Source organism: Gelidibacter sp. (genome assembly GCF_039916245.1).
Taxonomy (GTDB): Bacteria; Bacteroidota; Bacteroidia; order Flavobacteriales; family Flavobacteriaceae; genus Gelidibacter.
This window is the reverse complement of record NZ_JBDSLS010000152.1, coordinates 35358-46436: the sequence shown is the minus strand read 5'-3', so window position 1 is coordinate 46436 and position 11079 is coordinate 35358. Positions and strand designations below refer to the sequence as shown.

The following is an 11079-nucleotide window of genomic DNA, read 5'->3' as shown; positions in this document are numbered from 1 at the left end:
TTTAGAGAATAAACTCAAAGTTGGTTGATTATTGTATTGGTGGAAAACACCAACGATAGCATGTCAGTTCAATTCGTACATACAAAATTACAACAATTGTAAATAGATTACCATATATGTAATTTTTAGCTTTATCTTTGTGATATAGAATTGATTTTCTTCTCATATGCACATTATTTCATTCAAAAAATTAAGAGATTTTTTTTCGAAAGAAACCAACGCTACTACAGCATTGCGAGATTGGTATATAATAACTAAGAAGGCTGAATGGGATAGTTTTGCTGATTTAAAGAATACCTTCAATTCTGCGGACAACGTTGGGAATGGAAGATTTGTTTTCAATGTTAAAGGAAACCATGACCGGATTGTAGCCATCGTACGATTTAAGTTTAAGAAAGTGCTAATTCGATGGGTAGGTAGCCATAAGGATTACGACAAAATAAAGAATATCGATAAATTTTAATGATATGAGCAAATTAATAACACATGAAGAATACGTCAAGGCAAACCTTCGCTTGGAAGAATTGGTAGATATTGTCGATGACGATACGCCGTTGGATGATCCTTTAGCAAAAGAGTTTATGAAGATTAGCGATATCATCGAGTGCTATGAAGAAATCCATTTTCCTATTGGTCTGCCAACCTTACAGGAAATGATCAAGTTGAGGATGTTTGAATTGGGTTTAAGAAAGAAAGATCTAGCTACGCTTTTGAATACAAGCGCTTCGCGAATAAGTGATTATCTAAATGGTAATAGAGAGATTACTTTAAATGTTGCAAAAGCTTTGCATCAAAAGTTGAATATTGATAGCGATATTATTTTACAATGAATGTTGAGGTGGAAATCCATTATAACTTCAAAAGAAATTTTGATTTTTCCGCTAAATATTTAGTATAAAGAAAAAAGCCCCAATTTTCATCAGAGCTTTATTCAAATTGGTACTTTAATCCGTTGAGGGACGTGCTATATATATATTATGCTGAGACAGCTAACTTATTTTTTTTGTAATCACTAGGCGTACAGTCGTATCGTTCCTTAAATATTTTAGAGAAGTAACTTCGGCTGGTAAATCCAACGCTGTACACAATTTCTGAAATGTTTAAGTCGGTATTGATGATCAGTTCCTCCGATTTGGTCAATCTTACCGAACGAATATATTCGCAAACAGTCAAGCCGTGCTGAAACTTAAAGCCTTCTTGTAATTTGGCTGCAGATAATCCAACGCGATCACTCAGGTTTTCAACTTTATGATCTAAATCTGGAAATTCATTGATATATTCCGTGAGTTTTGCAATTAAACTGATTTCCATTTTAGTTAAAGAGGTCGGTTCCATCTCCAAATTCTCGATGTCGTTATTATGGTGGTCAATTTCCAGCGCCAAGATGACGTTTACAATGCCTTTGGTCAATAATTCCCGCACCAAACCTTCTTGTTTGATGGATTGTAGCTGTTTGATGCTTTCGGCTATTTTAAGGTTGTAGGAACCGATATATAGATAGTCCTCTTTCTTATCTGAAATGAAGGCATCTTTTAACTTTGTGCTCCATTGTGAAGTGCTATCATAAGACGTGTTCACCGAAATTAGTGTCGCTACGGTTTCTACATTCTTTTCTAAGACAATGATGTTTTGTTCTGATATAATGTTCGCGACAATGCTGGTTTGAAAAGCGTCAATCGTATTGGTGGTGCTATCCGCATTGAAAGATTGCGATAATCTTCCTTTTGAGCAGTAAATGAAATTGACATGAGTTGCAAGGCACGTGTCAATAGTCATTTTAATATTTTCATGGACAATGATATCAAACTCCAAAACGGCTAGTCCATCTTCAAGAGCAATGGAGCGGATGCTGCCTTTTGCGATATCATTATCAATATTAAGTTTATACTCGGCCGTGTTTTTGGCTAACGTACCACCAATTTCAGTTTTTAGTGTATCAAAAAAGGAATACAGATCGTTAACTTTAGATGCAATTGTTATCATGGCTTGTTATTTTATTGGTTAATTATTGGTGTCTGGAATTTATATTTGGCCGTTGTTTGTGGCTAATATTCTAATTCTGGCATTTGTGCTACTACGATTCGTTTTTGGAAAAACTCGGCATATTGCTTTAGGTCGGAAGGTTGGGTAGTTTTCATGTTTATCGATTCTCTTAAATTTTGTTTGTAATAGTTATCGGCGTTGTAATTCGATACGTTAATGTTTCTCAAAAAGTCCCGCCACTCCTAAGAGAATTGACGTTAACAGTAAAAAATGAACGGATTCATTTAGACCATATACAAAGTAGCTTAAGGCCCATACAATCACGACTAAAACTGATATTGTGTAAAACAAGGTTTTCATATGAAATGCTAAATCCTTTTTGTTGGCTTATTATTTACATTACAAAGATGCGGAGGCATCTCTTATTTTTTCTTACAGCATTTTCGGAATTGATTATAGAATTTCCATAAATGGCAAAAAAAAACACCCTATATGTGGTATAAAGGGTGTTGATTAAGAAGTTGTTTTAAAAGTCTTAGCTAATTGGGAGATAAAAAGTAAAGGTGGAACCTTCAATTACCTTTCCTTCGGCGGTAATATAGCCGTTGTGATTTTCGACAATTTTTTTGCAGATAGAAAGGCCGATGCCTGTACCGGAGTATTCTGTTTTGTTGTGCAGCCTATTAAATAGAATGAAAATCTTGTCAGCATACTCTTGGTCAAAGCCAATCCCGTTGTCTTTTATGGTAATGGTATGGTAGAGGTTGTATTTTGAATATTTCACTTTTGGTAAATCACTTGCCTTTGTTTGTGAATAGGTAATTGTGATAACTGGTGCTATATTTTTACGACTGTACTTTAAGGAGTTGCTGATGAGATTTAAAAACAATTGTTTGATTTGAAATGGGATCACTTTCATGGAAGGCATTCTGTCCGATGAAATCCGTGCTCTCTTATCGGAGATGATTTCTGCCAGATCGTGTTTAGCGGTTTCCAATAAGATGTTAACGTTCGACTCCTCGAAAGCTTCCTCTGATTTATTGGTTCTTGAAAACTGTAATAAGTCATCTATTAAGGATCGCATTCTTGCGGATGATGATTTGATGCGCTGTATATAAAGTTTGCCATTGGCGGATAACTGTTCCTGTTCTTTATCTTCCAATCGGGAGATGAAGGTTTGGATTTTTCGTAAAGGCTCTTGCAAATCGTGGCTGGCAACATAGTTGAATGACGCCAGTTCTTTATTGTTGCGTTCTAATTCGAGGTTTCTTTCTTCAATTAATCGGTAATTTTCGATTTCGTCGGTAATGTCGGCCGTTGTTCCCAACAGTTTTTTGTAGCCTTCTGAATCGATTAAAACTTTTCCGTAGGATTTGAAATGTTTGACGCTGCCATCTTTTTGAAGAATTCTGTAATGTGTGAAAGGCAAATCTTCGTTTGCCATCATTTTAGTGACTTGCTCTGAGAATTTATCCAAATCTTCCGGATGGACGAAAGCCATAAAGTGTTCCATGGTTGGTTCGAACGACTGGGGTTCTTCTCCAAGCAATCGGTAGAGGTTGTCAGAAAACTCAAAAGTGTCCTTTTCTACATGCCAGATCCAATTGCCGAGTTTGCTGATAATTTCAGATTGCGTGGTGGATTCCTTGAAAGTTTCTAAAAGTTCATTCTTTTGCTTTAAACTTTTGAGATTCTTACTGATTTGGATGTATATCAACAGTAAAATGACCAGTGATAAAATCAAAACATAGTAAACGATCATGGGAGCGTTAGACAGTGTTTTTGAACTCTTTTCTTTTCTAATACCAAGCATGTTATTTTCATGAGTGGTCATTTGAATGATTTTAAAGCGCACGCTATTCATGGTGCGTCTCCCTTCATTGAAACCCGAAATAAATTCTGGCGATTCCAGCTTGTTGGAAACCGCGAGCTGCAGTGTTTTTTCGAAAATATCGAGACTTTCGTCAATTTTGATTTCTAGTTCTTCTAGATTTTTTTGTTGTTCTGGATTGTCGACCGTTAGATACTTTAAATGGTCTAAGCTACTGTCTATTGCTTCGCCACTTGATAAAAAAGGTTCTAAAAAGGTGGAATCTTTGGATATGATAAAGGCTCTTTTGCCACTTTCGGCATCTTTCAGAAGAGAAGCCAGTTTCTCTAATTCGATATGAATCTGGTAGGTGTGCTGAACTTCATCAAAACTTTTGGATAGCTTCTGTATATATTGATATGCTAAACCGCCCATGACCAAAACAATGAACAAACTTAAACCGAAGATGATTTTCAGAAAGCGCTCAGAATTATAGATGGACTTGAAATTCATATTTACAAACGTAATAAAAAATTGTCTTTATTCAATCCGTTAGTGTGATACTGCCAATTCATGGTCACCACATCAGATAATATTTTTTTAAGAATGTTGAAGTTATCGGGCTTTTTGATGTAGATATTGGCGCCATTGACAAAGGTGTCTTCAATATCTTCTTCTGAGGCCGAAGTGGAATATATGGCGATGGCGATGTCTTTAAAGCGATTATTGCATTTAATTTCCTGCAAACACTCCAAGCCGGATTTTTTGGGCATGTTCAAATCTAAAAAGAGAATGTTTGGCAACACTGAATCGGATTGGTTTAAAGCGTCCATCAGCGCAACGCCATCTTTATAAACGGCTACTTTGGTCTGCATTTTCAGTTCTTCAAAAGCTTCTACAAAAAATAAGCGGTCATCTTCATCATCGTCCGCCAATACTACATAAGTGTAATCTTCCCGCATTTTCTTCTATTCGTTTTTGTTAGTGTTTAATTCTCTTCTTTTGGTAATAATTCTCTGAAACGTTGTCGGCGTAATGCCTGTGGTGTTTTTAAATTGAGTGCTTAAGTGCGCCACACTGGAATATTGCAATTTAAATGCAATCTCTGTCAATGACAAATCCGTGTTGATCATCAATGATTTGGCGTATTCAATGCGCTGAAGGATGATAAAGTTTTCAACGGATGTATAAGTCACTTCTGAAAATAGATTGGAAAGATAGCCATAGCTATGTCCCAATTTATCGGAAAGGTAAACCGAACTTTTAACGTTGATGGTATCATTCGCATTTAAAACCATGTCAATGATGGCGTCCTTCATTTTCTGCGCCAAAATAACCTTTTGATTTTCTATTTTCTCAATACCGTAATCGTCGAGAATGTGGTCAAATGCCTGCAACTTATCTTCAGGAACTTTTTCTAAAAATTCAATCTCTCCAAAATTCAGCATTTGATATTTGATGCCTAGTTCCGTCATTTTATCATCGATAAATCTGGTGGATAAAGTGGTAAAATCAAATTTAATAAAGATTTTCATGGCGTACGAAATAGAGGATGAAATTAAACATTATTTTAAATACATAGGAGCGCTCCATACCATTTAAAAACACCAATAAAACGCATAATGTGGAGGCTTAAATTAAACATTTTTTTTATTTTAAATTATAAATTTATCTCAATCAAATGTATTCAAGACTATTGCCTACGCACAAGATGTGAGCAGAAAATCGAATAATTCTGAAAAGATAGTTTTTTTTTGTTTAGCTTAGAGTTGGAAAACATTGTGAAAATCGCGTGCAAGATTGCGTTACATACAGTCACAATGAGAGTAGTACCTTTGCTCATAAGGCTCCATAGTTCAAGGGATAGAATAAAAGTTTCCTAAACTTTAGATTCAGGTTCGAATCCTGGTGGAGTCACTAGATTTTCCGTTAGGACAGCTCACGAGCTGTCCGTTCAAAAGAAGTAATTTTTTGATATGCCATCTTTGGGTTTATCACCAAACTCATGACTATCTCAAGTTTTAGGATAGTCAAAACCATGCTTTCTAGATTGTTATAAATACATAAAAATCGCTATATTAGTATCTTAAACTCAACAGGAAGTCTTTTTTTGAAATAGGATTTCCATTAAAATCTTCCATTTATGATTATTCCTATTATTCTGGGCATCATTGTCCTTCTTGTTTTTTTGATGGTTTCTGCGTTCAACCGTTTTGCCAAAAACCGAAACGTAGTAAAGGATGCTTGGGGAAATATTGATGTCGCTCTTAAGCGCCGTTATGATTTGATTCCCAATTTGGTGGAAACGGTAAAAGGTTATGCCACTCACGAAAAGGAAACCTTAGAAAGAGTTGTACAAGCCCGAAATGCTGCCATGCAAGTACCTGATGGCGATATCAATGCTCAGATAAAGGCAGAAAACCAATTGCAACAGAGTTTGCGCAGCATCTTTGCGCTAAGTGAATCTTATCCAGATTTGAAGGCGAATGCCGGTTTCTTGGATTTACAGCAGAAACTGAACGAGATTGAAGAAAACTTGGAGCGCAGCCGTCGTTATTATAACGGAACGGTGCGTGAAAACAATACGTATGGTGAAAGTTTGCCAGGTGCGTTGTTTGCAGGTATGCTCAAATATCAGCACTTTGACTTTTTTGAAGCCGATGCCACCAGCCGAGAGAATGTGAAAGTGAGTTTCTAAGAATCTTAGGGTCATTCCATTCTTGTGTTGTTTTATTTAATCTTGAATCCTTCTATTTCGCTGTGTTTTAGGCTTGTGCCATGAAAAAGATATCACTTTTACTGCTGTTTCTTCTGAGTTTTAAATTCGGATATGCGCAAGATTTTACCGTGGATCAGTATTCGGTGGAAATTACCATCCATGAGGAAGGTTATTTTGATGTGGTGGAAACCTACGATCTCACATTTGATATGCCAAAACACGGTATTTATCGTGATATCCAGACTAAGTATGATTTGTTGACCGAAGAAGGAAATCAGGAGATTCGAAAGACAAAAATCAGCAAGGTTGAAGTGCCCGGGCATAAATTTGAAACGCCTTTCGGATTTGAACAGAATCTGACCGGAACCTATCAAATTAAGATTGGCGATGCCGATAAAACTGTGATGGGCCCGCAACATTATGAAATCAAATACCGTGTAACCAATGCGTTTTTGCATGAATCGGATGGGGATAAATTCTATTGGAATTTAAAACCCAGTGACTGGCTGGCGACTTTTAGTAATATTGAATTTAAAATCCATTTGCCATCTTCAATCAGTGTAAATGACGATGCTGTTTTTGTTTATTCAGGAGATGTGGGCGCTACCACAGTGAGCCCCGACATAAATTTTACGGTGGCGAATGGTGTTGTAGAGGGTAGGAGTCAGTCAGCTTTTAAGTCCTATCAAGGTCAAAGTGTGACCATCTTAATTAATCTCCCGCCAAATTCAATTGCTGAAATCAAACCACTATGGCCATTTTGGACGGATTACGGGTGGACATTAATACTGGCAGTATTACTTGGCAGTTTTTTTATGACTTGGCTGCGTTATGGTAAAGATGATGAGGTGGTTAGTATTACCAGTTATTTTCCTCCTAATGGCATGGATCCTGCCATGGCTGGGTTTCTGATTAATGATGCCGATGATGTCTCCGATCTGATTTCCCTGATTCCTTATTGGGGTTCGAAAGGCTTTCTGCGGATTGAGGAGATTCCCAAAAAAGGTTGGTTTTCAAAAGCTGATACCAAATTGATTGCTCTAAAACCACTGCCAGACGATGCTCCTAGTTATGAAAGAACCATATTTAAAGGGTTATTTGGCACATCCATCAATCCAGATCAAACAGAGGTTTTGATCAGTAGTTTGAAAGATAAATTCTACACCAGCATGAGTAGTGCCCGAAGTTCTTTAAAGAAGGAAGCGCAACCTTATTATGAATCTGGCGCCAAGCTTGTGCGGAATATTACTTATGGCGTCCTTTTTTTATTAGCCTTGGTTTTGGCTCCGACGCTTCTAACGGTTTGGGGCTTTGTCGCCATGATCGCTTATGTTATTCTGACGATTTTGCTCATCATCATGAACAAGCATATGATTAAAAAGAACCCGAAAGGAAACACCGCATTATCAGAATTGAAGGGGTTTAGACAATTCATCAAAGTCGCCGAAATCAACAAATTGAAAATGCTGATCATTGAAGATCCTCATTATTTTGAAACCACCATGGGTTATGCCCTTGCTTTTGGTTTGTTTGACAAATGGGCAAGCAAGTTCGAAGCGTTAAACATACCACCGCCAACTTGGTACAGTTCATCATCAACGGTACCTTTAACGATGAATAGTTTTTCCAATTCATTTGCCAATACGATGTCATCAGCTAAATCGACAATGGTCAGCTCGCCGACTACTAGTAGCAGTGGATCGTCGGGAGGAGGTTCATCGGGTGGCGGATTTGGTGGCGGTGGCGGTGGGAGTTGGTAATGGAATTACAATTCAAAGTAGAGTCGCGCTAAATAAATTCCATAGATTTAATAATTTCGGTAAACTCAATCTGAAATAAATGCTCTTATTGAGGCTGTAAAAACATAAAAAAACCTCCATTACGGAGGTTTTCAAGAGGTCTTCAATTTTAATTTTTCATTACTAATAATGGTTGTCCGTAAACTGACACAATGGTCAAAATAGACATAAGATAAAAGGACGCTTCGATAAACTCAGTGTATCGCTTAAGACATAAGACTCATTCATTCTGAGCAAAACACCTCTTTTTTAACAATGTATTGTCTTACGTCCTATGTCCTAATGTCTTAAGTTTTTTTAGGTAACGAAGTAGATTAGCATATTGCTAATTAAGTGATACTTCTAAGTCAAGTGTTTTTACTTGCTTAAGAGTGTTTTTAATGCCATTTAATTGCGATTGCAGCATACTAATTATTTGTGGTGCTAAGGTGTTTCTTTTCAGTACATCTCGATATTCATTAATCTTCGCTTTCTCACCACGAATGACTTCTTCAATAACAGTCTCGTCGTTATTGCCAGCGACAAAGTTTTTAACGTCAATCCAAGCGCGGTGCAAGGTTCCAGTTCTGCTGCCATTTTCTTTTGGAATTTCGTTTAAGCTGCGAATTTCCTGATCAATTTCAGTTAGAAAATTACTACGTTGTCGAGCTTGTTGTTGTAAAAATGTTTTTAATTCAGGATTTTTTACGTCAACCATTGCTTTTCTATAGCCTTTTTGAGCATCATAATTCTTGGTTATAATAATTTGTAAAACATTAACGGTATCTCTATTTGTTTTTTCTCTTGCTTTTTCTAATGTGGTTTTCATAATTTATAATTTCTTGATTATCTATAGTATAGGCATATAATTCTTATTATTGTATTAAAGAAATCACATTTGGCACAACGTTAACGTTTGTTATTCAGTTATTTATCCTGAAAACAGAAGGTCGTAATGTCGGTTTAATTTTCAATAGGAGAAACAGAATCCATCCGCTCTCTTACAAGTTTTTGAACTAAAGATGGAGATGCCTTTGTGGTATGAGCCTCAACATATTTATTAGAGATATTCAAATATCCGACAAATTCTATGTTTTATGAATTATCCATTTCTTCTCAACACGCGCACTGGATGTTCTAGGGAAATAAGAGCTTCCAGGGAAGTGGTATAAGCTTTTTATAGGCCTAATTGTAAGTTTAAAATTAATATTTATTCCTTTGAGCTTTACATTCGTGAGTTGGAAGGTGATTTCATAAAAAAGCCGTCTCAATTAGTTTTGAGACGGCTTCCAATTTTATATAATTATTTTTTAAACTATATCTTCAAGTGTTTTTACACGACTGAGTGTGTCTTGAATATCACTTAATTGCGATTTTAATAGACTGTTAATTTTTGGGGCTAGAGTGTTATTTTTCATGACCTCTTGATATTCATCAACACTTGCTTTTTCTCCACGAATCACTTCTTCCAATACCGCTGCATCGTCATTGCCCGCTACTGAGCTTTTAATTTCAATCCATGCGCGGTGCAATGTTCCAGTTAGACTACCACTTTCTATTGGAGTTTCATCGAGATCGCGCAGTTCTTTATCAATGGCTGTTGCAAAATGACTGCGTTGTACGGCTTGTTTTTGTAAGAAGTTTTTTAATGCAGGTGTTTTCGCATCTTGCATCGCTTTTTTATAACCTTTTTCGGCGTCATAGTTCTTTTCTAAAATACCTTGCAATACGTTTACGGTGTCTTTATGTGCTTGTTCCTTTGCTTTTTCTATTGTGGTTTTCATAATATTTGATTTTTAAGTTCCTCACTAATTTACAAACATCACTCTCAAAATTATCTTAAAAAAATCTTATTTGGGAAGGTATTAACACAAGTTTTAATATTTCTTAAAAAAAGTTAATATGGTTGTGGGCCAATCGATTATGTTGCGATTATGAAGTGGTATCGAAGCCAAATAACAGGAACAGGATCCGGTGGGTTCTGTCGCCAGTTTTTGAGCGAAGTATGGGAAATTTAGTGGTCATCAAGGGCAATTTAATCAAATTAAGGTGCTTCTTTATTTATACAAACCTTAGTCCATCATCAACACAAACAGCAACAAATCCTCTTTATAATCTTCTCGAATTTTTATAAACGCCACGCGCATTTGAGATTCCACTGTTTTTACTGAAAGTCCAAGGGTGTCTGCGATTTCTCTATATTTTAAACCGTCCATTTTAAGTTTGACAATTTCTTGGCAACGCTCTGGTAATTGTTCGATCACACGCCATAAACGTTGGTTTTTTTGTTCTAGTTCAGCTTCGGTGGGTACGGCAATGGTTTGGAGGGCTTCATATTTGAGCTGTTCCAAAACGCTGCCTTCTTTCTTTTTTTGACGCAATCTGGTCAGAAATTGGTTGTAGGCCATTTTATATAAATAGCTTTTTACTGAAGAGCGGATTTCAATCGTGTCGCGTTTGTTCCAGAAATCCACAAAAACCAATTGTGCTAGGTCTTCTGCGGCATGAATATCATTGGTGAAATTGACCAAATAGGAGCATAGCGGACGGTAATGACGCTCAAAAAAATACTTGAAAGCCAAAGTGTTACCTTCTTTTATTTGCCCAATTAAACTAGTGTCATTCATTGCGGATTCTGTGAAATTTGCGATGAAGTTAATATTAATTAGCGAAACTCTATTTTGAATCCCGACGTTTCGGAAGCCATTGAAATAGATGTCTGCCGTTCGGCAGCTTCAAAATAGACGGTTGAATTCAACGCTTTTTTTCAACGCGATGGTAAATTTAAT

General features: G+C 36.5%; 11 protein-coding genes and 1 tRNA gene. 5 read left to right on the top strand and 7 right to left on the bottom strand.

Annotated elements, in window-relative coordinates; genetic code table 11:
- Positions 1 to 166: 166 nt before the first annotated feature.
- Positions 167 to 463 (top strand): type II toxin-antitoxin system HigB family toxin, encoded by a 297-nt coding sequence (locus ABIQ28_RS08090; RefSeq protein ID WP_348036383.1) that lies wholly within the window; start codon positions 167 to 169, stop codon positions 461 to 463.
- Positions 464 to 467: 4 nt separating this feature from the next.
- The gene (locus ABIQ28_RS08085) at positions 468 to 830 is read left to right on the top strand and encodes a helix-turn-helix domain-containing protein (RefSeq protein ID WP_348036382.1); all 363 of its coding nucleotides are present in this window, start codon (positions 468 to 470) and stop codon (positions 828 to 830) included.
- Between the two features lie 145 nt (positions 831 to 975).
- On the opposite strand, the gene ABIQ28_RS08080 is transcribed toward ABIQ28_RS08085, so the two are convergent.
- The 4 genes from ABIQ28_RS08080 to ABIQ28_RS08065 all read right to left on the bottom strand — a co-directional run bounded on the left by ABIQ28_RS08080 (position 976) and on the right by ABIQ28_RS08065 (position 5328).
- The gene (locus tag ABIQ28_RS08080; protein WP_348036381.1) at positions 976 to 1983 is read right to left on the bottom strand and encodes an AraC family transcriptional regulator; all 1008 of its coding nucleotides are present in this window, start codon (positions 1981 to 1983) and stop codon (positions 976 to 978) included.
- Between the two features lie 535 nt (positions 1984 to 2518).
- The gene (locus ABIQ28_RS08075; RefSeq protein WP_348036380.1) at positions 2519 to 4306 is read right to left on the bottom strand and encodes a CHASE3 domain-containing protein; all 1788 of its coding nucleotides are present in this window, start codon (positions 4304 to 4306) and stop codon (positions 2519 to 2521) included.
- 2 nt (positions 4307 to 4308) lie between these two features.
- Entirely contained in the window at positions 4309 to 4755 is a 447-nt protein-coding gene (locus tag ABIQ28_RS08070; RefSeq protein WP_348036379.1) for a response regulator, read from the bottom strand.
- Between the two features lie 6 nt (positions 4756 to 4761).
- On the bottom strand, positions 4762 to 5328 hold the full coding sequence (locus ABIQ28_RS08065) for a helix-turn-helix transcriptional regulator (RefSeq protein WP_348036378.1): 567 nt from the start codon (positions 5326 to 5328) through the stop codon (positions 4762 to 4764).
- Positions 5329 to 5638: 310 nt separating this feature from the next.
- Between ABIQ28_RS08065 and ABIQ28_RS08060 the strand changes: the two genes are divergently transcribed.
- From ABIQ28_RS08060 to ABIQ28_RS08050, 3 genes are all read left to right on the top strand, one after another.
- Positions 5639 to 5710, top strand: a tRNA-Arg gene (locus ABIQ28_RS08060).
- Between the two features lie 226 nt (positions 5711 to 5936).
- The gene (locus tag ABIQ28_RS08055; protein ID WP_348036377.1) at positions 5937 to 6491 is read left to right on the top strand and encodes a LemA family protein; all 555 of its coding nucleotides are present in this window, start codon (positions 5937 to 5939) and stop codon (positions 6489 to 6491) included.
- A gap of 80 nt (positions 6492 to 6571) precedes the next feature.
- Complete coding sequence (locus ABIQ28_RS08050) at positions 6572 to 8272, top strand: DUF2207 domain-containing protein (protein WP_348036376.1); 1701 nt, start codon at positions 6572 to 6574, stop codon at positions 8270 to 8272.
- A gap of 364 nt (positions 8273 to 8636) precedes the next feature.
- On the opposite strand, the gene ABIQ28_RS08045 is transcribed toward ABIQ28_RS08050, so the two are convergent.
- From ABIQ28_RS08045 to ABIQ28_RS08035, 3 genes are all read right to left on the bottom strand, one after another.
- Complete coding sequence (locus ABIQ28_RS08045; RefSeq protein WP_348036375.1) at positions 8637 to 9119, bottom strand: PA2169 family four-helix-bundle protein; 483 nt, start codon at positions 9117 to 9119, stop codon at positions 8637 to 8639.
- Positions 9120 to 9600: 481 nt separating this feature from the next.
- Positions 9601 to 10074 carry a PA2169 family four-helix-bundle protein gene (locus ABIQ28_RS08040; protein WP_348036374.1) on the bottom strand — a complete coding sequence of 158 codons (474 nt, stop codon included), beginning with the start codon at positions 10072 to 10074 and terminating at the stop codon, positions 9601 to 9603.
- Between the two features lie 288 nt (positions 10075 to 10362).
- On the bottom strand, positions 10363 to 10917 hold the full coding sequence (locus tag ABIQ28_RS08035) for an RNA polymerase sigma-70 factor (protein WP_348036373.1): 555 nt from the start codon (positions 10915 to 10917) through the stop codon (positions 10363 to 10365).
- Positions 10918 to 11079 lie beyond the last annotated feature (162 nt).